Source organism: Paracoccus sp. (in: a-proteobacteria) (assembly GCF_039808215.1).
Taxonomy (GTDB): Bacteria; Pseudomonadota; Alphaproteobacteria; order Rhodobacterales; family Rhodobacteraceae; genus Paracoccus.
In genome coordinates this window covers 1-23,285 of the sequence record NZ_JBDHSP010000049.1, presented here as the reverse complement: position 1 = coordinate 23,285, position 23,285 = coordinate 1, and the positions used below count along the sequence as shown (strand labels likewise).

General features: G+C 67.1%; 23 protein-coding genes. 10 read left to right on the top strand and 13 right to left on the bottom strand.

The features are described from left to right. Nucleotides 1-119: 119 nt before the first annotated feature. The 8 genes from WMK75_RS13935 to pyrH all read right to left on the bottom strand — a co-directional run bounded on the left by WMK75_RS13935 (nucleotide 120) and on the right by pyrH (nucleotide 8,662). Nucleotides 120-755: an OmpH family outer membrane protein gene (locus WMK75_RS13935; RefSeq protein WP_347268260.1), complete on the bottom strand. Its 636-nt coding sequence runs from the start codon at nucleotides 753-755 to the stop codon at nucleotides 120-122. Continuing rightward, a complete protein-coding gene (bamA, locus tag WMK75_RS13930; RefSeq protein ID WP_347268259.1) occupies nucleotides 755-3,103 on the bottom strand; it encodes an outer membrane protein assembly factor BamA in 2,349 nt (782 codons plus the stop codon). The genes WMK75_RS13935 and bamA overlap by 1 nt, the downstream gene beginning before the upstream one ends. A gap of 102 nt (nucleotides 3,104-3,205) precedes the next feature. Next, on the bottom strand, nucleotides 3,206-4,531 hold the full coding sequence (gene rseP / locus WMK75_RS13925) for an RIP metalloprotease RseP (RefSeq protein ID WP_347268258.1): 1,326 nt from the start codon (nucleotides 4,529-4,531) through the stop codon (nucleotides 3,206-3,208). After that, complete coding sequence (gene dxr / locus WMK75_RS13920; RefSeq protein ID WP_347268257.1) at nucleotides 4,528-5,703, bottom strand: 1-deoxy-D-xylulose-5-phosphate reductoisomerase; 1,176 nt, start codon at nucleotides 5,701-5,703, stop codon at nucleotides 4,528-4,530. Before dxr ends, rseP begins: the two co-directional genes overlap by 4 nt. A gap of 3 nt (nucleotides 5,704-5,706) precedes the next feature. Beyond that, nucleotides 5,707-6,552: a phosphatidate cytidylyltransferase gene (locus WMK75_RS13915; protein ID WP_347268256.1), complete on the bottom strand. Its 846-nt coding sequence runs from the start codon at nucleotides 6,550-6,552 to the stop codon at nucleotides 5,707-5,709. Beyond that, the gene (gene uppS, locus WMK75_RS13910) at nucleotides 6,549-7,283 is read right to left on the bottom strand and encodes a polyprenyl diphosphate synthase (protein WP_347268255.1); all 735 of its coding nucleotides are present in this window, start codon (nucleotides 7,281-7,283) and stop codon (nucleotides 6,549-6,551) included. Before uppS ends, WMK75_RS13915 begins: the two co-directional genes overlap by 4 nt. A gap of 4 nt (nucleotides 7,284-7,287) precedes the next feature. Then, entirely contained in the window at nucleotides 7,288-7,851 is a 564-nt protein-coding gene (frr, locus tag WMK75_RS13905) for a ribosome recycling factor (RefSeq protein ID WP_347268254.1), read from the bottom strand. A gap of 79 nt (nucleotides 7,852-7,930) precedes the next feature. Then, the gene (pyrH, locus tag WMK75_RS13900; protein WP_347268253.1) at nucleotides 7,931-8,662 is read right to left on the bottom strand and encodes a UMP kinase; all 732 of its coding nucleotides are present in this window, start codon (nucleotides 8,660-8,662) and stop codon (nucleotides 7,931-7,933) included. A gap of 86 nt (nucleotides 8,663-8,748) precedes the next feature. Here pyrH and miaA point away from each other — a divergent pair, with 86 nt between their 5' ends. Beyond that, a complete protein-coding gene (miaA, locus tag WMK75_RS13895) occupies nucleotides 8,749-9,633 on the top strand; it encodes a tRNA (adenosine(37)-N6)-dimethylallyltransferase MiaA (protein ID WP_347268252.1) in 885 nt (294 codons plus the stop codon). Here the strand turns inward: miaA and WMK75_RS13890 are convergent. Together WMK75_RS13890 and WMK75_RS13885 are read right to left on the bottom strand one after the other, a co-directional pair. Continuing rightward, on the bottom strand, nucleotides 9,630-10,382 hold the full coding sequence (locus WMK75_RS13890; RefSeq protein ID WP_347268251.1) for an RlmE family RNA methyltransferase: 753 nt from the start codon (nucleotides 10,380-10,382) through the stop codon (nucleotides 9,630-9,632). The two genes, miaA and WMK75_RS13890, sit on opposite strands and share 4 nt — an antisense overlap. 1 nt (nucleotide 10,383) lies before the next feature. Next, on the bottom strand, nucleotides 10,384-11,508 hold the full coding sequence (locus tag WMK75_RS13885; RefSeq protein ID WP_347268250.1) for a Ppx/GppA phosphatase family protein: 1,125 nt from the start codon (nucleotides 11,506-11,508) through the stop codon (nucleotides 10,384-10,386). A 114-nt stretch (nucleotides 11,509-11,622) separates the two neighbouring features. Between WMK75_RS13885 and WMK75_RS13880 the strand changes: the two genes are divergently transcribed. From WMK75_RS13880 to WMK75_RS13870, 3 genes are read left to right on the top strand one after another with little or no spacing between them, the layout of a single operon-like run. Next, nucleotides 11,623-11,787, top strand: a complete 165-nt coding sequence (locus WMK75_RS13880; RefSeq protein ID WP_347268249.1) for a hypothetical protein — start codon at nucleotides 11,623-11,625, stop codon at nucleotides 11,785-11,787. Beyond that, the gene (locus tag WMK75_RS13875) at nucleotides 11,787-12,968 is read left to right on the top strand and encodes a VWA domain-containing protein (protein ID WP_347268248.1); all 1,182 of its coding nucleotides are present in this window, start codon (nucleotides 11,787-11,789) and stop codon (nucleotides 12,966-12,968) included. The genes WMK75_RS13880 and WMK75_RS13875 overlap by 1 nt, the downstream gene beginning before the upstream one ends. Nucleotides 12,969-12,995: 27 nt before the next feature. Further along, a complete protein-coding gene (locus WMK75_RS13870; protein WP_347268247.1) occupies nucleotides 12,996-13,688 on the top strand; it encodes a M48 family metallopeptidase in 693 nt (230 codons plus the stop codon). On the opposite strand, the gene WMK75_RS13865 is transcribed toward WMK75_RS13870, so the two are convergent. Then, entirely contained in the window at nucleotides 13,685-14,296 is a 612-nt protein-coding gene (locus WMK75_RS13865; RefSeq protein WP_347268261.1) for a thiamine phosphate synthase, read from the bottom strand. The two genes, WMK75_RS13870 and WMK75_RS13865, sit on opposite strands and share 4 nt — an antisense overlap. Before the next feature lie 75 nt (nucleotides 14,297-14,371). On the opposite strand from WMK75_RS13865, the gene WMK75_RS13860 reads away from it, so the two are divergent. The 5 genes from WMK75_RS13860 (at nucleotide 14,372) to WMK75_RS13840 (ending at nucleotide 20,961) form a co-directional block, all read left to right on the top strand. Next, entirely contained in the window at nucleotides 14,372-15,112 is a 741-nt protein-coding gene (locus WMK75_RS13860) for an RNA methyltransferase (RefSeq protein WP_347268246.1), read from the top strand. 55 nt (nucleotides 15,113-15,167) lie between these two features. Next, nucleotides 15,168-16,313 (top strand): heme A synthase, encoded by a 1,146-nt coding sequence (ctaA, locus tag WMK75_RS13855; protein WP_347268245.1) that lies wholly within the window; start codon nucleotides 15,168-15,170, stop codon nucleotides 16,311-16,313. Further along, the gene (locus WMK75_RS13850; RefSeq protein ID WP_347268244.1) at nucleotides 16,310-17,782 is read left to right on the top strand and encodes a carboxypeptidase M32; all 1,473 of its coding nucleotides are present in this window, start codon (nucleotides 16,310-16,312) and stop codon (nucleotides 17,780-17,782) included. Before ctaA ends, WMK75_RS13850 begins: the two co-directional genes overlap by 4 nt. A gap of 44 nt (nucleotides 17,783-17,826) precedes the next feature. Continuing rightward, nucleotides 17,827-19,386 (top strand): glutamine-hydrolyzing GMP synthase, encoded by a 1,560-nt coding sequence (gene guaA, locus WMK75_RS13845; protein ID WP_347268243.1) that lies wholly within the window; start codon nucleotides 17,827-17,829, stop codon nucleotides 19,384-19,386. A 318-nt stretch (nucleotides 19,387-19,704) separates the two neighbouring features. Then, a complete protein-coding gene (locus WMK75_RS13840; protein WP_347268242.1) occupies nucleotides 19,705-20,961 on the top strand; it encodes a tyrosine-type recombinase/integrase in 1,257 nt (418 codons plus the stop codon). Here WMK75_RS13840 and WMK75_RS13835 read toward each other — a convergent pair. Both WMK75_RS13835 and WMK75_RS13830 read right to left on the bottom strand, forming a co-directional pair. Further along, nucleotides 20,939-21,223, bottom strand: a complete 285-nt coding sequence (locus WMK75_RS13835) for an AlpA family phage regulatory protein (protein WP_347268241.1) — start codon at nucleotides 21,221-21,223, stop codon at nucleotides 20,939-20,941. The two genes, WMK75_RS13840 and WMK75_RS13835, sit on opposite strands and share 23 nt — an antisense overlap. 159 nt (nucleotides 21,224-21,382) lie before the next feature. Then, a complete protein-coding gene (locus WMK75_RS13830) occupies nucleotides 21,383-22,012 on the bottom strand; it encodes a DeoR family transcriptional regulator (protein ID WP_347268240.1) in 630 nt (209 codons plus the stop codon). A gap of 118 nt (nucleotides 22,013-22,130) precedes the next feature. On the opposite strand from WMK75_RS13830, the gene WMK75_RS13825 reads away from it, so the two are divergent. Beyond that, on the top strand, nucleotides 22,131-23,222 hold the full coding sequence (locus tag WMK75_RS13825) for a recombinase family protein (protein ID WP_347268239.1): 1,092 nt from the start codon (nucleotides 22,131-22,133) through the stop codon (nucleotides 23,220-23,222). Nucleotides 23,223-23,285: the final 63 nt, after the last annotated feature.

Sequence of the window (23,285 nt, the reverse complement as noted above, 5' to 3'; positions counted from 1 at the left end):
TTCAAGGCGCGCCCAGACCCCATCCGTCACCACAAATCGCTGCCCGTCCATTCAGACCTCCCTTCGGGAAGCCTGAACCAGAAATCAGGCAGGATGGGAAACCTGAATGTCCATGGGCTCTAGTCGGGCACGCCTTCCTTTCCCGGTGCGGGCGGGGCGGCCGGACCGGCGCCAATCTCCTGGTCGATGCGGGCGATCAGCGCCTCGGTCACGTCGATGGATTGCGAGGCGACAAAGATCGCGCGCTGGTCCAGCACCGCGAGGGCGCCGCGTTCGCGCATCAGCGCCGCCAGGATCGGCAGGGCGGCGCGGAAAAAGGCCGTGCGCTCGGTCTCGGCCAGGGTCTGCAGTTCGCGCGCCGCCTGGTCGCGTTCGCGGCGCACCTCGACCACGCGCTTGTCGAATTCGTCCGCGCGCTTGCGGAACTCGTCCGGGGCCAGGCTTTCGCGCAGCCGGGTCAGTTCCTGCTCCTCGCGGCTGAACTCTGCGGCGAGGCGGTCGTTCTCGCCGGCGATCTGCTGGCCGCGGCGCTCCAACTCGTCCTGGACGCGTTCGCCCCATTGCGAGCGCAGGTAAAGCGCCTCCTGGTCCAGCGTCATCAGCGGCAGCACGCCCTCGCTGCTTTGCGCGGGCGTCTCGACCACCATCGGTGGCACGGCGTGATCGCCGCCGGCAGATTCGGACGGGCCGGGATCCGACTGCGCCAGCGCCGGCCCCGCCAGTGCCGCCAGCGTGATCGCCGCCCGCCAGCGCATCAGAACTTGGTCGAGATGGTCAGGTCGAAGGCCTGCTCGTCGTCATAGTCCTCTTTCTTGACGGCCTTCGAGAAGTTGAAGCGCAGCGGCCCGATCGGCGTGGTCCAGAACAGCGAGGCCCCGATCGAGGCGCGGATCTTCATGCCGTCGTCCACCTCTTGCGGATGCTCGCCCGGAGGCGCGCCATTGGTGTCGTCCAGCCCCCAGACCGAGCCGGCATCGGCAAACAGGCCGCCGGAGATGCCGTATTCCTCGGGCAGGCCCAGCGGGAATTGCAGCTCCGTGCGCAGCGCCCAGAAATAGTTGCCGCCCAGCGCGTCCTCGTTCGGGGCGTTCAGGTCGCGCGGGCCGAGGCCGTTCGGTTCAAAGCCGCGGATCTTGCCGTTGCCGGTGTAACGATTGGTGAACCGGCTGGTCTGGTCGTTCAGCATGTGCACGGCGCCAGCCTCGAATTCGGCCAGCATGGTCACGCTCTCGCGCCAGGCGCGGCTCTCGATGCCGGCATAGAGGTTGCTGGTCACCGATTCCACGTCGCCGCCGACGCCGGCGAAATCCTGGCTGAGACGCAGGCGATAGCTGGTCAGCGGGTCCAGCCCGGCAATGCGCGAATCGTAGCTGTAGGTATAGCCCAGCGCCGAGGTGTAGAACCCGCCCTGTTCGCGGTAAAGGATCGGGGACGAGCCCTCCAGTTCGCCGGTCTCGGGGTCAAGATGGATGGCCTCGACATCGAACAGCGTGTCCTTGCTGAGCTTGTAGCGCAGCTCCAGCCGGCCGTTCTCGGAGATGGGGAATTCAAGCCCGGTCTGGATGCCGACGGTGCGGGTGTTGTAATCCGAATTCAGCCGGTCGGTGGTGTTGTACCACAGCTGCACCCGCGCCTTCAGGTTGCGGCCCATGAAGAAGGGCTCGATGAAGGTGAAGCCCGAGGATTGCGTGCCCGAGCCGGTGGCGAAGGACAGGTTCACCTCCTGGCCGCGGCCGAGGAAGTTCTTTTCCGACAGCGAGGCGTTGAAGCCCACGCCCGAGGCGACGCCGTAACTGGCGCCAAAGCTGAGGCTGCCGGTGGGCTGCTCCTCGACGTTCACATCGACGATCACCTGTTCGGGCGACGAGCCCTGCCGGCTTTCCGCCTGCACATCGGCAAAATAGCCCAGCGCCCGCAGGCGCTCCGCGGAGTTGCGGATCTCGCGCGGGTTGAAGGGGTCGCCCTCGACGGTGGTGAACTGGCGCCGGATCACCTCGTCAAGCGTGGTGGTATTGCCCTCGATGTCGATGCGCTCGACAAAGACGCGCTGGCCGCGGGTCAGGGCGAAGGTCAGGTCCAGCGTCTGGTTGCGCTCGTTGCGGGTAATGCGCGGCTCGATGCTGACGAAATTCAGCCCCTCGCGCAGCGCCAGCGCCTCCATGCGGCGGATGGTGGTATCGATGATCGTGGGGTTGTAGACAGCGCCGGTGCGTACGCGGTTCTGTTCGGCAAAGGCCGCGGCATCGACGCCGGGGATCTCGCTGATCGTGTCGACGCGACCGAAGGTATAGCGCGGGCCTTCCTGGATCTGGAAGGTGATGTAAAAGGCGTCGCGTTCGCGCGCCACCTCGGGCGAGACCGCCTGCACCTTGAAATCCGCATAGCCGCGCGAGCGGTAGAAGTCGGTCAGCAGCTTTTCGTCCAGCGGCAGCCGGTCGGGGGCGAAAGTGTCGCGCTTGATGAAATTGCGCAGCAGGCCCGCCTGCTTGGTCTGCAGCACGTTGCGCAGCTTGCGGTCCGAGAAGGCGCGGTTGCCGACAAAGCCGATGCGCTCGATCTCGGTCACGTCGCCCTCGCGGATCTCGAAGACCAGATCGACGCGGTTGCCCTCGCGGCGGATGATGCGCGGATCGACGCGGGCGGCCAGGCGCCCTTCGGCGGCATAGACCTGGCTGATGGCGGCGGCATCCGCCTCGGCCTGGGCGGGCGAATAGACGCGGCGGGACTGCGACTTGACGATCTCGGCCAGGTTCTCGTCCTTGAGGCGCTTGTTGCCCTCGAAGCTGATGACGTTGATCGTCGGATATTCGGCGACGCGCACCACCAGCGTCCCGCCGGTGGGCAGCAGTTCGACCTTCTCGAACAGGCCCGAGTTCTGCAGCCGCTGCAGCGCGTCGTTCAGCTGCCCCGCCGAGACATCCTGGCCGCGCGGCAGGTCCAGAAAGGACAGGATCGTCTGCGGTTCGATCCGCTGGTTGCCCTCGATGCGCACATTGCCAAAGACATAGGCCGAGGCCGGGGTCGCGATCATCGCCGCCGGCGCCGCCATGGCCAGCGCCGAAATCAGCGCCAGCGCGCCCTTGCCAAGTTTCCTGTCCATCATCGCCGCCCCTCGCGCGTCATGCATTGCCCGGCGGGTTGTCCCCGCCCGGATTTCCCCGATGGATAGCGCGAAGCGGCCGGGACTGTCAAAAGGCAAGGGCCGTCACGGACAGAAAAGATCGTTCGAGAGACCCAGAAACATCAGCCCCAGCACCGCGGCCATGCCCAGAATGGACAGCACCTCGACCACGCGATCCGACGGGCGGCGGCCCGCCAGCGCCTCAAACGTGTAAAACATCAGATGTCCGCCATCCAGCACCGGCACCGGAAGCAGGTTCAGAAAACCGATGGCCGCCGAGAGCACCGCGATCCACCACAGGAAATTGCCGCCCCCCGCCGAGGCCGCCTGCGCCGTGGTCTCGGCGATCGAGATCGCGCCCCCGAGGTTGCAGCTGCCGATCTGGCCGCTGACCATCGCCCAGAGCCCCGAGACCGACGAGGCGATGATGCCCCAGGTCTGGGTGACGCCCAGGGCCAGCGCCTCGGCCAGGCCGGTGGCGCGGGTCGCGGGCGTGAACCAGCTGCCGCCGCCGGTGATGCCGATCAGCCAGCGCCGCTCATAGCCGCTGGCGGTCGGCAGGTCCTGCTGGCGCGCCGCCAGCAGGTAGTCGGCGCTGCCCTGCCCCTCGCGCCAGACGCGCAGCAGCACCGGCTGACCCTCGGCAGCGGCGACATGGTCGCGCAGATCCTCGAACCGCGAGACCGGCGTGCCGTCGATGGCCAGGATCACGTCCCCGGCCTTCAACCCGGCATCGGCGGCGGGGCTGCGCGGCGCGACGCCGCTGACCAGCGGCGGCATCGGGTCGGGTCCAGCCACGACCAGCTGGCCGCCGTCGCGCAGCACCGTCCAGTCATGCACCGGCGCCGCCGGCAGCCCTGCGGCAACCGCGGCGAGGTCGGACCAGCTGCCCACCGGCCTTCCGTCCAGCGCCACCACCTGATCGTCCGGGCGCAGCTCCATCGTGACCCCGGGGGGCGCCGCCAGCAGGTGCCCGATGCGGACCTCGTCCTGCGGCATGCCCTGCCACAGCGCTACCCCGGCAAAGATCAGGATCGACAGGATGAAATTGAACAGCGGCCCGGCCGAGACGGTGGCGAAACGCGCCCAGAGCGGCGCCCCGGTCAGGCTTTGCCGCGCCCGCCCCGGCTCGACCGGGACCGAGCCGGCGCTGGCGGCATTGGGATCGCCCAGAAAGCGCACATAGCCCCCCAGCGGCACCGCCGCGACCTGCCACAGCGTGCCGTGCCGGTCCCGGCGCGCCACCAGCCGCGGCCCGAAGCCCAGCGAGAACACCTCGGCCCGGATGCCCGACAGCCGGCCGATGATGTAATGCCCGTATTCATGCACGGTGACGATGATCGACAGCGCCACGATGAAGGCCAGCGCCGACCACAGGAATCCGCCAAGCCCGTCCAGCAGCATGGTCATGCCGCCGCCCCCTGCCAGCCGGCGGCGGCGCGGCGCGCGAATCCGTCCCAGGCCAGCACCGCCTCCAGCCGCTCGGGACTGTCGCCAAAGCCGGGCTGCGCCGAGGCCGCGGCCAGTGCGTGCTCGACCGCCGGTGCCATGTCGGTAAAGCGGATACGCCCGGCGATGAAATCGTCCAGCGCCTGTTCCTTGGCGGCGTTCAGCACCGCGCCGGCGGCACCGCCGGCCAGGATCGCCTCGCGCGCCAGACGCAGCGCCGGCCAGCGCCGTTCGTCCGGGTCGTGAAAGCTCAGGCTGCCCACGCGCGCCAGGTCCAGCACCGGCACCGGCAGCGCGGCGCGCTCGGGCCAGTTCAGCGCATAGCCGATGGCATGGCGCATGTCCGGCGCGCCCAGATGCGCCAGGCTGCCGCCGTCGCGATGCGTGACCATGGCGTGGACGATCGACTGCGGATGCACCAGCACCCGCAGTCGATCGACGCCGATGCCGAAAAATTCATGCGCCTCGATGACTTCCAGCGCCTTGTTGAACATGCTGGCGCTGTCGATGGTGATGCGCTGGCCCATGGCCCAGTTCGGATGGTTTGACGCCTGCGCCACCGTCGCCTGCGCCAGCCGCTCAAGCGGCCAGTCGCGGAACGCCCCGCCCGAGGCGGTGATGGTCACATGCTCGACAGTTTCAAGGTCTTCGCCCTGAAGCGCCTGAAAAATCGCGGAATGTTCGGAATCGACCGGCAGGATGCGCGCCCCGTGCGCCCGGGCGCGGGCCATGACCAGAGGTCCGGCCGCGACCAGGGTTTCCTTGTTGGCCAGGGCCAGCGTGCCGCCGCGCGCCAGCACCTCAAGCCCGGGCGGCAGGCCGGCGGCGCCGACGATGGCCGACAGCGTCCAGTCGGCGGGCCGCGCCGCGGCCTCGGCGATGGCGGCGCAACCGGCGGCCGCCTCGATGCCCGATCCGGCCAGCGCGGCGCGCAATTCCTCCAGCTTGCCGGGCCAGGCGGTGACGGCGATCTCGGCGCGCAGGGCCCGCGCCATCGCGGCCAGGCGCGCGACATTGGCGCCGCCGGTCAGCGCCACGGTGCGATAGGTCGCCGGCCCGCCCGCCCGCATGAGCAGATCGAATGCGCTTTCACCGACCGAACCGGTCGCCCCCAGCACTGAAACGCTGCGCATGTCTCAGCCTCCGATCCGCGGCAACAGGTTCACGAGCAGCAGCACAAGCGCCATCAGCAGCGCCCCGGACATCGCATCGAACCGGTCCATGGCGCCGCCATGGCCGGGGATCAGGTCCGAACTGTCCTTGACCCCCACCCGGCGCTTGAGCCAGCTTTCGGCGATGTCTCCGAACTGGCCCGCCACCGCCAGCAGCGGCCCGGCCAGGATCACCCCCGCACCGGCAAGGCCGGCAAGCCACAGGCCCAGCGCCAGGGCCAGCGCACCCAGCCAGCCGGCGATGGTGCCGCTCCAGGTCTTCTTCGGGCTGATCGCCGGCCAGAAGCGCGGCCCGCCCAGGCGGCGCCCGACGAAATAGCCCAGCACGTCCGATGCCACCACGGTGGCGACGATCCACAGCAGCGTCGCAAGGCCCATGGTTTCGCGCAGCACCACCAATGCGTAACCGGCGCCGAGGATCGCGAGGGTGAACAGCAGCCAGGCGCGGCGTTCCTGCGGCTGCGTCCCCGACCAACCCAGGGCCACCGGCAGTGCCGCCAGCAGCAGAGGCCAGTCGCCGGGAAGCTGCAGCATGGCCAGCATCACCAGCCCCGAGAATCCACCGATCAGCGCCGGGCGCCGGGGGGCGCGAAGCTGCGGATGGCCATGGCCGGTCAGCCGTGCCAGTTCCCACATCAAGAGCGCGATGACGATGGTGACGCCGATGCGCAGCCATAGCCCCGTGGACAGGACCAGCGCCAGGCCCAGAACGGCCAGCACCGCCCCAGACAGCAACCGGCGCCCGAGATCGCCCCAGTTCGCCGGCCCGCCTGCCCCGGGGGGGCGCTGCTGTTGGCCGGGCCCGGTCATGCCCCGCCAAAGCGCCTTTCGCGCAGGCCAAAGCGGTCGAGGATCGCCGCCAGATGCTCGGGGGTGAAATCGGGCCAGAGCGTCGGGGTGAATTCGTATTCGGAATAGGCCGCCTGGAAGGGCAGGAAATTCGAGGTCCGCGTCTCGCCCGAGGTGCGGATCACCAGATCCGGGTCGGGGTGGCCGGCGGTGTCGAGGCAGGCGGCCAGATCGGCCTCGGTCGGCTCGGCCACCTCGCCGCGCGCCATGCGCGCCGCCAGCCGCGTCGATGCGCGCAGCAACTCGTCCCGGCCACCATAATTGATCGCCACCGTCAGGTTCAGCCGGGAATTGCCGGCGGTGCGCGCCTCGATCCCGGCCATGAGGTTTTGCAGCTTCGGGCTGAGCCGCTCGCGCCCGCCGATGAAGCGCATGCGCACGCCCTCGGCCGAAAGCCCATCGGCCTCGCGCTCGATGTAGCGGGCAAAGATGCCCATCAGCCCCAGCACCTCCTCGGTCGAGCGTTTCCAGTTCTCGGTCGAGAAGGCATAGACCGTCAGCCAGTTCACCCCCATGTCGGGGCAGGCCCGCACGATCTGCTTGACGCGCTCGGCGCCGCGGCGGTGGCCGACCAGCCGCGGCCAGCCGCGGTTCTGCGCCCAGCGGCCATTGCCGTCCATGATGATGGCGACATGGCGCGGGCGTCCCTCGCCGGCACCGGTTTCCGTCAGTCTGACTGCGCTTTCTGCCATGTGTTCAGACCTGCATGATTTCGGCCTGCTTGGCCTCTAGTACCTGGTCGACCGAGGCGATCATCTTGTCGGTCAGTTCCTGCACCGCGCTTTCCCAGAACTTCTGATCGTCCTCGGACATGCCCGAGGATTTCGCCTTCTTGATCCGGTCCATGCCGTCACGGCGCACGTTGCGGATGGCGACGCGGGCATGTTCGGCATATTGCGCCGCGACGCGGGTCAGTTCGCGGCGGCGCTCCTCGTTCAACTCGGGGATCGGCAGCATGATGATGGTGCCGTTCAGCTGCGGGTTGATCCCCAGACCCGATTCGCGGATCGCCTTCTCGGCCTTGCTTACCAGGGCCTTGTCCCAGATGTTGATGGTGACCATGCGCGGTTCGGGCACGTTCACCGTGCCGACCTGGTTGATCGGCGTGGGCGAGCCATAGGCGTCGACCATGATCGGCTCGACCATGCTGGCCGAGGCGCGGCCGGTGCGCAGCGACGCGAATTCATGGCGCAGGGAATCCATCGCGCCCTTCATGCGGCGTTCCAGGTCGTCGGTGTCGATCTCGATCTCGTCGGACATGCTCGGTCATGGCCTCTGTGCTGTGGTTTTCAGCGCTTTTAGCCGAGAGCCGCCCGCATGGCAAAGCCTATGGGGCATTTTATCCATGCACGCGCGTATAAGTGCCGGTTCCCGACAGGATTCCGCGAAAGCCGTCCGGCTCGTCCAGCGAAAAGACGATGATCGGCAGGTCGTTGTCGCGTGCCAGCGCGATGGCCGAGGCATCCATCACCCCCAGATGCTTTTGCAGCACCTCGTCATAGGTCACCGTGTCATAGCGCTTGGCGTCGGCGTGTTTCTTGGGGTCCTTGTCATAGACCCCGTCCACCTTGGTGCCCTTGAAGATCGCCTCGCAATTCATCTCGTTGGCGCGCAGCGTGGCGGCGGTGTCGGTGGTGAAATAGGGATTGCCGGTGCCGGCGGCAAAGATGCAGACGCGCTTTTTCTCCAGATGGCGGATGGCGCGGCGGCGGATATAGGGCTCGGCCACCTCGTCCATGCGGATGGCCGAGATCACCCGGGTGTGGATCTTTTCGGCTTCGAGCGCCGCCTGCATGGCCAGTGCGTTCATCACCGTGGCCAGCATGCCCATGTAATCGGCGGTGGCGCGCTCCATGCCCTGGGCGCTGCCCTGCAGCCCGCGAAAGATGTTGCCGCCGCCGATGACCATGCAGATCTCGACGCCCATGTCATGGACCGATTTCACCTCTTGCGCGATTCGCGCCACCGTCGGCGGATGCAGGCCATAGCCCTGATCGCCCATCAGCGCCTCGCCCGAGATCTTCAGCATCACCCGGCGGTAGGTTCCGGCTTGCTTGGTCAGTTCCGACATCTGGGGCGCCTTTCGCGGACGGTTTCATCGCCCGGCAAAATGTCGCAAACAGGCGCCATGTTCAACCGCCCGCTTGGAGCGCCGCGATGATCGTCGCCTCGCAAATCCCCGCCGCGCTGGATCCGCAGCGCCATGTGGTGATCGCCGGCCCCACCGCCAGCGGCAAGTCCGCCCTGGCCCTGGCCATCGCCGAGGCCCAGGGCGGCACCGTGGTCAATGCCGATGCGCTGCAGGTCTGGTCCTGCTGGCAGGTGCTGACCGCCCGGCCCGATGCCGCGGATCTGGCCCGCGCGCCGCATGCGCTATACGGCCATGTGGTGCCGGGCACCGCCTATTCGGTGGGCGAATGGCTGGCCGAGGTCGCCGGGCTTCCCGGCCGGCTGATCGTCACCGGCGGCACCGGGCTTTACCTGAACGCGCTGACGCGGGGGCTGGCGGTGATCCCGCCGACACCGCCGCAGATCCGCGCCCGCGCCGACGTGCTGCGCGCCCGGCCGGGCGGGCTGGCGCAGATGGTCGCGGCGCTGGATATGCAGACGCGGGCGCGCATCGACCTGCGGAACCCAGTGCGCGTACAGCGCGCCTGGGAGGTGCTGCACAGCACCGGCCGCGGCATCGCCGCCTGGCAGGCCGAGACCCCCGCGCCGCTGATCGACCCCGACCGGGCCGAGCTTTTGCTGCTGCAGGCCGACCGCGACTGGCTGGCCGGGCGCATCGACAGCCGCTTTCACCGCATGCTGGCCGATGGCGCACTGGATGAGGTGCGCGCCATGCAGCCGCATTGGGACCCGGCCGCGCTTTGGGCCAAAGCCATCGGCGCGCCCGAGCTGATGGCGCATCTGCACGGGCATTGCAGCCTTGAGGCCGCGGTGGCGCAGGCGATCGTCGCCAGCCGCCAATATGCCAAGGCGCAGCGCAGCTTCTTTCGCGGACGCATGCGCGGCTGGCGCGAGGTCGCGGCCGGCGTCTAGGCCCCGTCCCCCATCTCGCCTTCGCGGCCGCGAAAACCCTGGGCCACGACGAATTTTTCCGAGGAATCCGAGCGGCTGGCCGGCGGCTTGACATTGGCCACCTTGCGAAAGCTTTGCTTCAGCATCGCCTGCATCTCGGTCTCGGCGCCGCCGGCCAGCACCTTGGCGACGAAGGTGCCGCCCGGCTCCAGCACATCGAAGGCGAATTCCGCCGCCGCCTCGACCAGCGCCACGATGCGCAGATGATCGGTGCCCTTGTGGCCCGAAGAGGCCGCGGCCATGTCCGACATCACCACATCGGCCCGCCCGCCGAGCCAGGCCTTGACCTGGGCATCGGCCCCGTCCGAGAGAAAGTCCAACTGATGGATCTCGGCGCCGGCGATCGGATCGACCTCCTGCAGGTCCACGCCCAGCACGCGGCCGACCTTCTTGCCGGATTTCGCGCCCAGGGCATTCACCCGCGCCACGGCGACCTGGCACCAGCCGCCCGGGGCGCAACCCAGATCGACCACGCGCGCCCCCGGCACCAGGAAGCGGTATTTGTCGTCCAGTTCGATGATCTTGTAGGCGGCGCGGCCGCGATAGCCGTCGCGTCTGGCCCGCGCCACATAGGGGTCGTTCAGCTGCCGCTCAAGCCAGAGCGTGCTGGACAGCTTGCGCCCCTTGGCGGTCTTGACCCGCACCCGCAGGTCGCGCTGCCCGCGGCCAGAAGTCTTTTTCGGCCCGTCCGGTTTCTTGCCGTCGCTCATCTCATGCCACCCCGTTCACCCCGTCCGGGGTCAGCACCCCATCCTTGACCATCTGCGCATAAAGCAGCCCCTCGCGCAGGCCGCGATCGGCCACCGACAGCCGCGTCGTCGGCCAGACCCGCATCAGCGTCTGCAGGATCGCCGCCCCCGACATGATCAGGGCGTGGCGCTCGCGGCCGATGCGGGGATCGCTGCGCCGGCCCTCGGGGCCCAGCGCCAGATATTCGCGGATCACATGGTCGATCTGCCCCGAGGTCATGGTCAGCCCGTCCACCTTGGTGCGGTCGTAGCGGCGCAGCCCCAGATGGCTGGCCGCCACCGTGGTCACCGTGCCCGAAGTGCCGATGACCTGGAAATTCTCGCCGAAATCATGGGTCAGCGCATAGGGGCTGAAATCCGCGAGCATCTCCTCGAAATGCCAGGACATCAGGGCAAAGCGACCCTGGTCGTCCTCGACATCCTCGAACTGGTCGCGCAGCGTCGCCACGCCCAGCGGCACGCTGATCCAGTCCACCACCCGCGCATCGCCCGGGCGCGGATCGCGAAAGCCGTCGCCCAGCCGCATGATGGCGCGCGGACGTTCGCGCGGGGCGACCTCGGACAGGTCGATCCACACCAGTTCCGTCGAGCCGCCGCCGATGTCCACCACCAGAAGCTGCTCGGTGCGCTGGCTGACCAGCGGCGCGCATGAGATCACCGCCAGCCGCGCCTCTTCCTCGGCGTCGATGATCTCGATCGGCAGGCCGGTCTCGCGCCGGATCATGCGCATGAATTCGCGGCTGTTGCGCGCGCGCCGGCAGGCCTCGGTCGCCACCAGGCGCATGCGGGTGATCTGGTGCGAATCCAGCTTGCGCCGGCATACCTGCAGGGCATGCACGGTCCGGGCCATCGACATGCGCGACAGCCGTCCGGACGCCTCGAGCCCGTGTCCCAGCTGGACCGGCTTCGAGAAACTGTCCACCACCTGGAACTGGTTGCCCGCGGGGCGGGCAATCAGCATCCGGCAGCTGTTCGTGCCAAGGTCCAGTGCCGCGTAAAGCGGCCCGTCCTCGGCGGGGCGGGTGACGAAAGGCTCGACCGTCTTTCTCGGGAACGCGTCCGCACCCGCGGGACGCCTGGGCGCCATGGTCGCGCCCTCCGATCACTTGTTGCCCCGAAAGTAACGCGCGGCTTGCGGGCGTTCAAGGGGTGGTGGGCGCACCTCTCGACAGGGGCGGCGGCAGGGGCTATCTGACGGGGCATGATCGTTCTTGCCGCATTCATCCTTGGCGCCGCCATCGGCTGGCGCCGCGCCGCGAAAGCCGGCGGCAGCCGTGCCGACAAGCTGCAATACGCGATGGCCCACGGGCTGGCGCTGTGCGTGCCGGCCCTGCTGCTGACCGCCCTCATCAGCCGGCTCGTCTGATGTTCCTGCCGTTTCTCGACAGTCTGCGCCGGCACGGGGTGCCGGTCAGCCTGCGGGAATATCTGGACCTGCTGGCCGGGCTGCAGGCCGGGCTCTCGGACTGGACGCCCGAGGGTTTCTATCACCTCGCGCGCACCACGCTGGTCAAGAACGAGGCGCATGTCGACCGTTTCGATCGCGCCTTTGCCGAGGCTTTCGCCGGGCTGGACGAGATCGCGGTCGAATCCCTGCTCGACCCGGCGGCGATCCCGCGCGAATGGCTGGAGAAGCTGGCCGAGAAATTCCTGACCCCCGAGGAACGCGCCGCCGTCCAGGGCGCCGGCTCGTTCGAGGAGCTCATGCGCCGCCTGCGCGAACGTCTGGCCGAGCAGAAGGGCCGCCACCAGGGCGGCAGCAAGTGGATCGGCACCGCCGGCACCTCGCCCTTCGGCGCCTATGGTTACAACCCCGAAGGCGTGCGCATCGGCCAGGCCGAAAGCCGGCACCGCCGCGCCGTCAAGGTCTGGGACCGGCGCGAGTTCCGCGATTTCGACGATTCGGTGGAACTGGGGACGCGCAACATCAAGGTGGCGCTGAAGCGGCTGCGGCAATGGGCCCGCCACGGCGCGGCCGAGGAACTGGACCTGCCCGGCACCATCCGCGCCAGCGCCGAGCACGGCTATATCGACGTGCAGACCCGGCCCGAGCGCCACAATGCCGTCAAGGTGCTGCTGTTTCTGGACGCGGGCGGCAGCATGGACGACCATTCGCGGCTGGTGGACGAGCTGTTTTCCGCCGCCCGCGCCGAGTTCAAGCATCTGGAACATTTCTATTTCCACAACTGCATCTATGAGGCGCTGTGGCAGGACAACCGCCGACGCTGGGACCAGACCACCCCGACCTGGGAGGCGATCCACCGCTTTGGCCGCGACTACAAGGCGATCTTCGTCGGCGACGCCTCGATGTCGCCCTATGAGATCGCCATCGCCGGCGGCGCCAACGAGCACTGGAACCAGGAACCCGGCGAGGTCTGGCTGCGGCGCCTGCGCGCCACCTGGCCCGACCATGTCTGGCTGAACCCGGTGCCGCAGGACCACTGGAAACACACCCGCTCGATCGGCATGATCCGCGAGATCTTCGAGGACCGCATGCATCCCCTGACGCTGGAAGGGCTGACCGCCGCCATGCGCCTGCTTGGCTGAGCCGGCCCCGCACCCCATATCGGCGCCATGCTGCGACTGACGCCCTTCTTGCTGTTCCTGCTTTACGCCGCCGCGATGTGGTTCTTTTCCGCATGGCGGCTCAGGGCAGAGCTGAATGCCAGATCGACGCCGCTGACGCATCCGCGGCTGCTGCCTTTACTGGAAAGGCTGGGCCGCGCCATGGACCTGCCGCCGGTGCGGGCGCATGTCTATGAAATCCCCGCGGTGAACGGGCTGGCCGCGCCCGACGGCCGTATCTTCCTGACCCGTGGCTTTCTGGACCGGCTGGACCACGACGAGGTCAGCGCCGAGGAACTGGCCTCGGTGATCGCCCATGAGCTGGGCCATGTCGCCAGCGGCCACAGCCGCCGCCGCATGGTGGACTTCGCCGGCCAGAACGCCGTGCGCCTGGCCCTGGCCGGGATCCTCGGCCGGCTTTTGCCCGGCATCGGCGTCTGGATCGCCAATCTGGCCGCCAGGGCCATCGCCGCGCGCCTGTCGCGCCAGGACGAATTCGAGGCCGACGCCTTTGCCAGCGCGCTGATGGTCAAGGCCGGGCTGGGCACCGACCCGCAGAAAAGCCTGTTTCGCAAGCTGGACCGCATGGCCGGGGGCCGCACCGCGGCGCCGGCCTGGCTGCTGTCGCACCCGCCGACGGACCGGCGCATCGCCGCCATCGAGCGCCTTGAGGCGCGCTGGGGCCTGACCCGCCCCGCCTAGCGCCAGAGGTGGCCCAGCGCCTCGACCGGATCGGGCTCGGACCAGATCTCGACGCCGAGGGCGATGAAATCCGCCACCGGCGCCAGATGCCCGATCAGTGTCGGCGACAGCGCGCCCTCGGCCACGACCGGGATCTCGATCATCTCGGACCACCATTGGAACAGGTCCAGCGCCGCCATCTCGCCCTGGCCCAGCGCCGTGGCGCCGCAGGGGCCAAAGCTGACGTAATCCGCCCCGGCCTCGGCCGCGGCCATGCCGTCATGGCGCGAGGCGCCGCAGAAGGCGCCGACGATCGCATCCTGGCCCAGTTCCTTGCGGGCATGGCGCACGCCGCGCGCGCCGTTGGTCAGGTGCACCCCGTCCAGCCCGTGGCGCTGCGCCAGCTGGATGTGGTCGTCGATCACCACCGCCACGTCGCGGGCATGCGCGATCTCGCGCGCCAGATCGGCGATGCGGCCCAGTTCTTCCTCGGAACCGGCGCCGGGGATGCGCAGGCAGGCGATGGGAAAGCGGTCCATGACATCGGCCAGCATCGGCCCCAGCGTCGAGGCCGCCGCGCCGACCGGCGTGATCAGGTAAAGTTGCGGCGAATTCGGCTGGTCGGTCATGGTCATGTCATCCCTGGCTGCAGATCTGCAGATAGCGCGTTGCCGCGCGCCTTGCCAGTGCTTCGCGGGAAGGTTATGGCCGCCGGCATGGAACCCGCGATCATTCTCGTGCGCCCGCAGATGGGCGAGAACATCGGCGCGGCCGCGCGCGCCATGCTGAATTTCGGCCTGTCCGAGATGCGGCTGGTGGCGCCGCGCGACGGCTGGCCCAACCCGCGCGCCGTGGCCATGGCCTCGGGGGCGGCGGGGCGCGTGCTGGACCGGGCGCGGGTCTTTGACACGCTGGCCGCGGCCATGGCCGACATCGACCATGCCTATGCCACCACCGCGCGCGGCCGCGAACTGACCAAGCCGGTGCTGACCCCGGCCCTGGCCATGCAGGACGCCCGCCGGCGCAGCGCCGAAGGCGGGCGCAGCGCCGTCATCTTCGGCCCCGAGCGCGCGGGTCTGGAAAACGACGACATCGCGCGCGCCAATGCCATCATCACCGTGCCGGTGAACCCGGATTTTCCTTCGCTGAACCTGGCGCAGGCGGTGCTGCTGACCGGCTATGAATGGGCGCGCGAAACCCTGCCGCCCGAGCCGGCGCCGCATGGCCGCCGCCCCGCGGGCGAGGTGGCCGCGACGCGGCTTGAAATCGAGCGCCTCGCCGATCACTGGGAAGAACGGCTGGACGCGGCGGGATTTTTCTTTCCGCCGCAAAAGGCCCCGGCAATGAAGCTGGTGCTGCGCAACCTCTGGTCGCGCCTGCCGCTGACCCAGGCCGATACGCGCATCTTTCATGGCATGCTGCGGCAGCTGATCCGCCGCGGCTGATTGATTTCCGCACGCGGCCGGGCCAAGGTCGCGCCTGATCCTCAAGGAATGCAGAATGGCAAGACGTCCCGTCTTTCAGGAAGTCAGCGAAGCGACGCCAGACCCGGCGCCCCCGCAGGGCGGCATGATCGACGCCGGCCACAAGGGGGCGCGGCGCGCCATCCGCGCCTGGCTGATCGTGCTTTTCGTGCTGGTGGCGGCGATGATCGCCCTGGGCGGCGCCACGCGGCTGACCGGATCGGGGCTGTCGATCACCGAATGGAAGCCGGTGGTGGGGGCGATCCCGCCCATGGACGCCGCGGCCTGGCAGGCCGAATTCGAGAAATACAAGCTGATCCCGCAATTCCGGCAGCTCAACCCCGAGATGGACCTGGCCGGTTTCCAGCAGATCTACTGGTGGGAATGGTCGCATCGCATGCTGGGGCGGCTGATCGGGCTGGTCTGGGCCCTGGGCTTCGCCGGCTTTCTGGGCAGCGGGCGCATGCCGGCCGGCTGGGTGCCGCGGCTGCTGCTGCTGGGGGTGCTGGGCGGCGCGCAAGGCGCGATCGGCTGGTGGATGGTGCATTCGGGGCTTTCGGGCGGGATGGTGCGCGTGGCCTCCTACCGGTTGGCGGTGCATCTGGGGCTGGGATTCGCCATCCTCGGGCTGATCGCCTGGCAGGTGCTGGCGCTGTCGCGAACCGAGGCCGAGCTGCTGCGCGCGCGCCGCGCCGGCGAGCCGCGGCTGTTTTCCATGGCCACCGGCCTGATGCATCTGGCGTTCCTGCAGATCCTGCTGGGGGCGCTGGTCGCGGGCATCGACGCCGGCCGCGACTATCCGGGCTGGCCCAGGATGGGCGGTTGGTGGATCCCGCCAACGATCTGGGACGCGGCGCTGGGCTGGCGCAACTTCTTTGAAAACCCGGCGCTGGTGCAATTCACCCATCGCATGGCGGGCTATCTGGTGGCGGTGCTTGCCGTCCTGGCCTATCTGCGGGCGCGGCGCTCGCCGCATCCGGTGACGCGCGGCGCCTTTGGCGTCATGATCGCGGCAGTTGTGCTGCAGCTTGCGCTGGGCATCATGACGGTGATCCATGGCCCGCTGCTGGCGCTGGCGCTGGCGCATCAACTGGGAGCGGTGGCGCTGTTCACGCTGATCCTGCGCGCACGCCATCATGCGCGCTATCCTTATGAAACCTCGGTGCGGGGAGCCATCCGATGACCGCTTTCGACGACCTTCTTGCCTTCCAGCGCCAGACCGAGGCGCTGAGTTCCGTCGCCGAACGCCTTGGCTGGGACCAGGAAACCGTCATGCCGCGCGGCGCGACCGAGCAGCGCTCGGAGGAAATGGCGGCGATGGAGGCGGTGCTGCACGAGCGTCGCACCGACCCGCGCCTCGGCGAATGGCTGGACCGGGCGATCCCCGAGGATGACGAGGACCGCCGCGTGATGGAACTGATCGCGCGCGACTTCCGCCGCGCCTCGCGCATTCCGGCGCGGCTGGCCACGGAACTGGCGCGCCAGACCTCGCTGGCGCAGGGCATCTGGGCCGAGGCCCGTGCCAAGGACGCCCCCGAGGAATTCCTGCCCGCGCTGTCCGACATCCTGATGCTCAAGCGCGAAGAGGCGGCGGCGCTGGCCGATGGCGGCGATCTTTATGACGCGCTGCTGGACGATTACGAACCCGGCGCCACCCAGGCCGAGATCGCCACGCTGTTCGACGCCATGCGCCCGCGGCTGGTGGCGCTGCGCGACGACGTGCTGGGCGCCGATTTCCAGCCCGCGGCGCTGAGCGGGCATTTCCCCCAGGAAACCCAGCTGCGCCTGGCGCGGATCTGCGCCACCGCCTATGGCTATGACTGGACGCGCGGGCGGCTGGACATCGCCGTGCATCCCTTCAGTTCCGGGCGCTGGCAGGACAGCCGCATCACCACCCGCGTGGTAGAAAGCGAGCCGTTCAACTGCCTTTATTCGACCATCCACGAGGTCGGCCATTCCAGCTATGAGCTGGGCATCGACGACGACCATGCCTTCACGCCGCTGGGCCGCGGCGTCTCGATGGGCGCACATGAAAGCCAGAGCCGGATCTATGAAAACCAGCTTGGCCGCGGCCGCGCCTTTACCGGCTGGCTTTACCAGCGCATGTCCGATGCCTTCGGTGGGCTGTCGGTGCCCGATGCCGACGCCTTTTACGCCACGGTGAACCGCGTGGCCCCGGGCTATATCCGCACCGAGGCCGACGAGGTGCAATACAACCTGCACATCATGCTGCGTTTCGACCTTGAACGCGACCTGATCTCGGGGCGGCTGGATACCGAGGACCTGGTCGAGGCCTGGGACGCCCGTTTCCTGGCCGATTTCGGCTTTGCCGTGGACCGGCCGGCCAATGGCCTCTTGCAGGACGTGCATTGGGCGGTGGGGCTGTTTGGCTATTTCCCGACCTATGCGCTGGGCAATGTCTATGCCGGCTGCCTGCACAAGGCGCTGCGCGCGGCGGTGCCCGATCTCGACCATGCGCTGGCGCAGGGCGACGCCGCGCCGGCGGTGGAATGGCTGCGCGAGAACATGCAGCGCCACGGCGGGCTTTACCCACCGCGCCAGCTGATCGAGCAGGCCACCGGCGCCACGATCGACGAGGCGCCGCTGCTTGACTATCTCGAGGACAAGTTCAGCCGCATCTACCGGCTCTGAGCCGCGCCCTTGCAATCCGCCCCACCCCAGCCCAAAGCCCTGCCATGACCCAGCACCAGCGCCTTCTCATCATCGATTTCGGTTCCCAGGTGACGCAGCTGATCGCGCGCCGCCTGCGCGAACTGAGCATCTATTGCGAAATCCACCCGTTCAACGCGGTCGACGACGCCTTTCTGGCGGAATTCGCGCCGCAGGCGGTGATCCTGTCGGGCGGCCCGGCCTCGGTCACCGAAGCCGGCTCGCCGCGCGCGCCGCAGGGCCTGTTCGCCCTGGGGGTTCCGGTCTTCGGCATCTGCTACGGCCAGCAGGTGATGATGGAGCAGCTGGGCGGGCGCGTCGAATCCGGCCATCACGCCGAATACGGCCGCGCCTTCATCACCCCGGCCGAGGGCCATGACGGCGACGGCATCTTTGCCGGGCTGTTCGACCAGGGCCGCGAGGAAGTCTGGATGAGCCATGGCGACCGCGTGACGCAGCTGGCGCCGGGATTCCAGGTCATCGGCACCTCGGCCAACGCCCCCTATGCCATGGTTGCGGATGCGTCGCGCCGGTTCTTTGCCGTGCAGTTCCACCCCGAGGTGCACCACACCCCGCACGGCCGCCGCATGCTGGAGAATTTCGTGCGCATGGCCGGCTTCACCGGCGACTGGACCATGGCCTCCTATCGCCACGACGCGATCCGCAAGATCCGCGAGCAGGTCGGCGACAAGCGCGTGATCTGCGGGCTTTCGGGCGGGGTCGACAGTTCGGTGGCTGCGGTGCTGATCCACGAGGCGATCGGCGACCAGCTGACCTGCGTCTTCGTCGATCACGGGCTGCTGCGGCTGGACGAGGCCACCGAGGTGGTCCGGATGTTTCGCGACACCTACAACATCCCGCTGATCCATGCCGACGAAAGCGCGCTGTTTCTGGGCGAGCTCGAGGGCGTTTCCGATCCCGAGGTCAAGCGCAAGACCATCGGCCGGCTGTTCATCGACGTGTTCCAGAAATACGCCCACCAGATCGACGGCGCGGAATTCCTCGCGCAGGGCACGCTTTACCCCGACGTGATCGAATCGGTTTCGTTCAGCGGCGGCCCCTCGGTCACCATCAAGAGCCACCACAATGTCGGCGGCCTGCCCGAGAAGATGGGTCTGAAGCTGGTCGAGCCGCTGCGCGAGCTGTTCAAGGACGAGGTCCGCGCCCTGGGCCGCGAGCTTGGCCTGCCCGAAAAATTCATCGGCCGCCACCCCTTCCCCGGCCCCGGCCTTGCCATCCGCTGCCCCGGCGAGATCACCCGCGACAAGCTCGAGATCCTGCGCAAGGCCGATGCGGTCTTCATCGACCAGATCCGCAAGCACGGGCTTTACGACGAGATCTGGCAGGCATTCGTCGCCATCCTGCCGGTGCGCACCGTCGGCGTGATGGGCGACGGGCGCACCTATGACTATGCCTGCGCGCTGCGCGCGGTGACCTCGGTCGATGGCATGACGGCGGATTACTACCCCTTTACCCATGAATTCCTGGGCGAGACCGCCACGCGGATCATCAACGAGGTCAAGGGCATCAACCGCTGCACCTATGACATCACCTCAAAGCCGCCGGGCACCATCGAGTGGGAATGATTTTTGCCCCTCCGGGCGTATCCGATAACACGCCACAATGCGACATAAAGCATTGAAATAAAATAGAAAAGCTATCTATACGTTTCGCGGTCTATCGCGGGGTTAGCCTCCAAAATGACGGTATGGCTGACGGTATAGCGAATCTTGTCTCAGCTCAAAATCACATATACCGTCAGAGGTAAGAGAGCTTCTGACGGTATATTTTTTGCCATAACACGCTGTAAAATACGGGAAAGTATACAATCGGAACGGCCGTTTTCGGCCTGACGGTATAATCGGGCGCTCTCCGGTATGCTTGGACCAGTCTGGAGGGTGCTGATGTTGACCGACGCAGCCATTAAGGCACTGAAACCACAAAGTAAATTATACAAGGTCGTGGACCGTGACGGTATGTACGTCGTGGTCCAGCCGTCAGGCGCGATCGTGTTCCGCATGGACTACCGGCTGAACGGCCGCCGGGAGACTTTGACATTGGGCCGGTACGGCCCGGCTGGTCTGTCTCTGGCGCGCGCGAGAGAGAAGGTGGTCGATGCCCGGCGGGCCATTTCGGAAGGTCGCTCGCCTGCGCAGGAGAAGCAGCGCGAGAAGCGTCGCCTCCTAGAGGCGAAGAGTTTCGGCCAGTTTGGTGAGCGCTGGCTTCAGGAAGCGCGAATGGCGGACAGCACGCGCGCCATGCGCCGATCGATCTTCGAGCGCGACATTCTTCCGGCGTTTCGCAACCGGTTGCTGCCCGAGATTCTACCGGAGGATTTGCGCGGGCTGTGCGCGAAGGTGAAGGAGCGCGGAGCGCCAGCAACGGCGGTCCACGTTAGAGACATCGTGAAGCTGGTCTTCGCCTTCGCGATCCTGCATGGCGAGAAGGTCGCCAACCCGGCCGATGAGGTTGGTCCGGCGTCGATCGCGACCTTCGTGCCGAAGGACAGATCGCTGTCTCCCGCCGAAATCCGCATCATGTTCGGCCAACTTGAGCATGTCCCCACGCTGCCGACGATCCGGCTCGGGATGAAGTTGTTCCTGCTGACGATGGTGCGAAAGAGCGAATTGCAGGATGCGGTCTGGGATGAAGTCGATTTCGAGAACGCCGTCTGGTCGATCCCGAAGGAACGGATGAAGCGCTCGAAGGCGCACAACGTCTATCTGTCGCAGCAGATGCTGGACATCTTCGTCGCCCTCAAGACTTGCGCCGGCAATTCGAAATACGTCCTCCCGTCGCGCTACGACGCCGACGCCCCGATGTCGCGCGCGACCTTCAACCGGATTACGACGGCGGTCGTGGCACGGGCCAAGAAGGAGGGACTGCCGCTTGGGGCGTTCACAGTCCACGACCTGCGCCGGACGGGCTCAACCCTGCTGAACGAGCTGGGCTTCAACAGCGACTGGATTGAAAAGTGCCTGGCGCATGAGGACGGACGATCCTCGCGGGGCATCTACAACAAGGCCGAGTACGAACATCAGCGTCGGCACATGATGCAGGAATGGTCCAATCTGGTGGATGCCTGGGTAGCGGGTCAGAAATATACCCCGACGCTCTATCCGCCGACGATGGACCTGCTCACGCCCGAACCGAATGTTTGATGGGGCGGGTCTTGCGTAGATGGACATCGGGAATAGGCGCGCGCTTCACAGCCTTGGCGCGTGAGGCGCGGCGCCGTTCCTCTAGCCAAGCCTCGACTTCGGCAAGATCCCAGACCACGCAGCGGGACGTGAGATAGAAGCGCCGCGGAAATTCGCCGCGCTGCTCCATGTCGTAGATGGTGGTGTCGGCCAGCGGGACTATTTTCCGAAGTTCTTGCCGCCGGATGGTCCGCGTGATGGCGGGCTGTGCTTGTGGTTTCATCTGAAGACGCCCTCTACTCATCTGCCGAGATGGATAGAAGGCGATAGACGACGCTAAATGAAAGCTCGAATTGACGGGCGTAGAAGCGTGTCGCGCTCTGGCGTGCATATCGGACAGGGCGTGGAAGCCGCGCTGCGTCACCTTGGCTTCCGGTTCTGATTATCCGGCTGTCTTGCGATACCGCCCTTTCCGGCGTGATCCAACGTAACTAATGAGACCTGCCTCTTTGAGCGTGGCGATATCCCGGCGTGCGGTTTTCAGGCTCACCGTCCACGCTGCCGCAATCCCCCTGGCGTCGCACTGGCCTTGCGCGACTCGATCCAGGAACCAGCGCTGCCGCTCATTGAGCCCGGCCTGATCAGGGACATTTATAGGGTCACGTTCAGGGACATGATTAGGGTCATTTTTCGGCCCGTGTGCCGCCGCTCTCCCGCCAGCGGCTTCGCCGTCCGCATACGCTTCGCGGGCTCGTGCGAGCGAAATGCGATCCACGGGCTCGGTCAGCGGTATCGCTGCCGGGCTTTCGATCAGGCCGAGAAAGAAGGCTCTGATAACCGGCGACGTGACCACGAGGCGCAGGAAATACACGGTGTCCGGCCCATGCTGTCCCGATAGCCAATGCTTGACGGTCCTTTCGCTCGCGTCGGTTTGGCGCATGAGCTGTTTGATCGCGCGATGGCTGTCGCCAAGCTCCTTGCGCAGCAGCTCGGCGATAGTCCGCGCGTAGATTTCGCGCCCCTCGAGAACGCCTTTCCATAGGGGTAATTTCCTGCCCGTTTTCGGCAACATCTTCCGTTTTCTCCGCAGTTAAACTGGCTTTCGAGCGGAGAGGCGGCAGAGGCCCGCCATGTGCTGCGGCGGCAGGTCGCCTGGACCGCCGCAGTCATGTTTAGGAGGGCGCGATGAGATGAACCGGAGGCTTTACGATGATGATCGGTCAGGGCAGCCGGAGCGTCCCCTTCGAGCTGCCGAATACGTCCGCATGTCGACGGACCATCAAAAGTATTCGACCGAAAACCAATCCGACGCGATCAAGCAATATGCGGAAGCTCGTGGAATCGAGATCGTCAAAACCTATGCCGATGCCGGGAAGAGCGGACTCAAGATCGAAGGGCGCGATGCGCTCCAGCAGCTCATCGAGGATGTGAAATCCGGGATCGCCGATTTCACCTTGGTGCTCGTCTATGACGTCAGCCGTTGGGGGCGATTCCAGGATGCCGACGAGAGCGCCTATTATGAATATCTCTGCCGACGCGCCGGCATCGCCGTGGAGTATTGCGCAGAGCAGTTCGACAACGATGGCAGTCCGATCTCCACCATCGTCAAGGGCGTCAAGCGCGCGATGGCGGGCGAATACAGCCGCGAACTTTCAACCAAGGTGTTCGCGGGTCAGGGCCGGCTGATCGAGAAGGGCTATCGTCAGGGTGGGCCAGCAGGGTTCGGCCTGCGGCGGACCCTGATCGACGAGCATGGAACCACCAAGGGGTTCCTTGAGCGGGGCGAGCATAAGAGCATCCAGACTGATCGAGTGATCCTGACACTCGGCCCTGCCGAAGAGGTCGATCTGGTTCGCGAAATCTATCGGGCGTTCGTCCATCAGGGGTACAGCGAGAGCGAGATCGCGGCCGATCTCAACAAGAGGGGTATCTTCACCGATCTTGGGCGGCCCTGGACGAGGGGAACGGTCCACCAGATTCTCATCAACGAGAAGTATGTCGGCGACAACGTATGGAATCGCCGCTCCTTCAAGCTGAAGAAAAAGCGCGTCCAGAACGATCCCGAGATGTGGATCAGGGCGCAGGATGCGTTCGCGGCCGTTGTCGAGCGCGAGCTGTTCGAGGCGGCCCGGACCATAATCGGTGCGCGCTCCTTCCGCCTGAGCGACGAGGAGATGTTGAAGTCTCTGAGGAAGCTCTACCAGCAACAGGGTTTGCTCTCCGGCATCGTCATCGATGAATGCGACGGGATGCCATCCAGCAGCGCCTACGGGAGTGTCTGAAACTCTGTGTATCTGAGCGGGCCCATGCGGTTTCAGATACGGTCAGGCGTCGAAACGCCCTGC

What these genes read in the sequence shown, in the direction of transcription:
- WMK75_RS13850 (WP_347268244.1), top strand. Translation starts at nt 16,310, where the DNA reads ATGACCGCTTTCGACGACCTTCTTGCCTTCCAGCGCCAGACCGAGGCG.
- WMK75_RS13835 (WP_347268241.1), bottom strand. Translation starts at nt 21,223, where the DNA reads ATGAAACCACAAGCACAGCCCGCCATCACGCGGACCATCCGGCGGCAA.
- WMK75_RS13890 (WP_347268251.1), bottom strand. Translation starts at nt 10,382, where the DNA reads ATGAGCGACGGCAAGAAACCGGACGGGCCGAAAAAGACTTCTGGCCGC.
- uppS (WP_347268255.1), bottom strand. Translation starts at nt 7,283, where the DNA reads ATGGCAGAAAGCGCAGTCAGACTGACGGAAACCGGTGCCGGCGAGGGA.
- rseP (WP_347268258.1), bottom strand. Translation starts at nt 4,531, where the DNA reads ATGACCATGCTGCTGGACGGGCTTGGCGGATTCCTGTGGTCGGCGCTG.
- WMK75_RS13915 (WP_347268256.1), bottom strand. Translation starts at nt 6,552, where the DNA reads ATGACCGGGCCCGGCCAACAGCAGCGCCCCCCCGGGGCAGGCGGGCCG.
- WMK75_RS13860 (WP_347268246.1), top strand. Translation starts at nt 14,372, where the DNA reads ATGGCCGCCGGCATGGAACCCGCGATCATTCTCGTGCGCCCGCAGATG.
- miaA (WP_347268252.1), top strand. Translation starts at nt 8,749, where the DNA reads ATGATCGTCGCCTCGCAAATCCCCGCCGCGCTGGATCCGCAGCGCCAT.
- ctaA (WP_347268245.1), top strand. Translation starts at nt 15,168, where the DNA reads ATGGCAAGACGTCCCGTCTTTCAGGAAGTCAGCGAAGCGACGCCAGAC.
- WMK75_RS13875 (WP_347268248.1), top strand. Translation starts at nt 11,787, where the DNA reads ATGTTCCTGCCGTTTCTCGACAGTCTGCGCCGGCACGGGGTGCCGGTC.
- WMK75_RS13830 (WP_347268240.1), bottom strand. Translation starts at nt 22,012, where the DNA reads ATGTTGCCGAAAACGGGCAGGAAATTACCCCTATGGAAAGGCGTTCTC.
- frr (WP_347268254.1), bottom strand. Translation starts at nt 7,851, where the DNA reads ATGTCCGACGAGATCGAGATCGACACCGACGACCTGGAACGCCGCATG.
- WMK75_RS13870 (WP_347268247.1), top strand. Translation starts at nt 12,996, where the DNA reads ATGCTGCGACTGACGCCCTTCTTGCTGTTCCTGCTTTACGCCGCCGCG.
- WMK75_RS13880 (WP_347268249.1), top strand. Translation starts at nt 11,623, where the DNA reads ATGATCGTTCTTGCCGCATTCATCCTTGGCGCCGCCATCGGCTGGCGC.
- WMK75_RS13840 (WP_347268242.1), top strand. Translation starts at nt 19,705, where the DNA reads ATGTTGACCGACGCAGCCATTAAGGCACTGAAACCACAAAGTAAATTA.
- pyrH (WP_347268253.1), bottom strand. Translation starts at nt 8,662, where the DNA reads ATGTCGGAACTGACCAAGCAAGCCGGAACCTACCGCCGGGTGATGCTG.
- WMK75_RS13865 (WP_347268261.1), bottom strand. Translation starts at nt 14,296, where the DNA reads ATGACCGACCAGCCGAATTCGCCGCAACTTTACCTGATCACGCCGGTC.
- WMK75_RS13935 (WP_347268260.1), bottom strand. Translation starts at nt 755, where the DNA reads ATGCGCTGGCGGGCGGCGATCACGCTGGCGGCACTGGCGGGGCCGGCG.
- dxr (WP_347268257.1), bottom strand. Translation starts at nt 5,703, where the DNA reads ATGCGCAGCGTTTCAGTGCTGGGGGCGACCGGTTCGGTCGGTGAAAGC.
- WMK75_RS13825 (WP_347268239.1), top strand. Translation starts at nt 22,131, where the DNA reads ATGAACCGGAGGCTTTACGATGATGATCGGTCAGGGCAGCCGGAGCGT.
- WMK75_RS13885 (WP_347268250.1), bottom strand. Translation starts at nt 11,508, where the DNA reads ATGGCGCCCAGGCGTCCCGCGGGTGCGGACGCGTTCCCGAGAAAGACG.
- guaA (WP_347268243.1), top strand. Translation starts at nt 17,827, where the DNA reads ATGACCCAGCACCAGCGCCTTCTCATCATCGATTTCGGTTCCCAGGTG.
- bamA (WP_347268259.1), bottom strand. Translation starts at nt 3,103, where the DNA reads ATGATGGACAGGAAACTTGGCAAGGGCGCGCTGGCGCTGATTTCGGCG.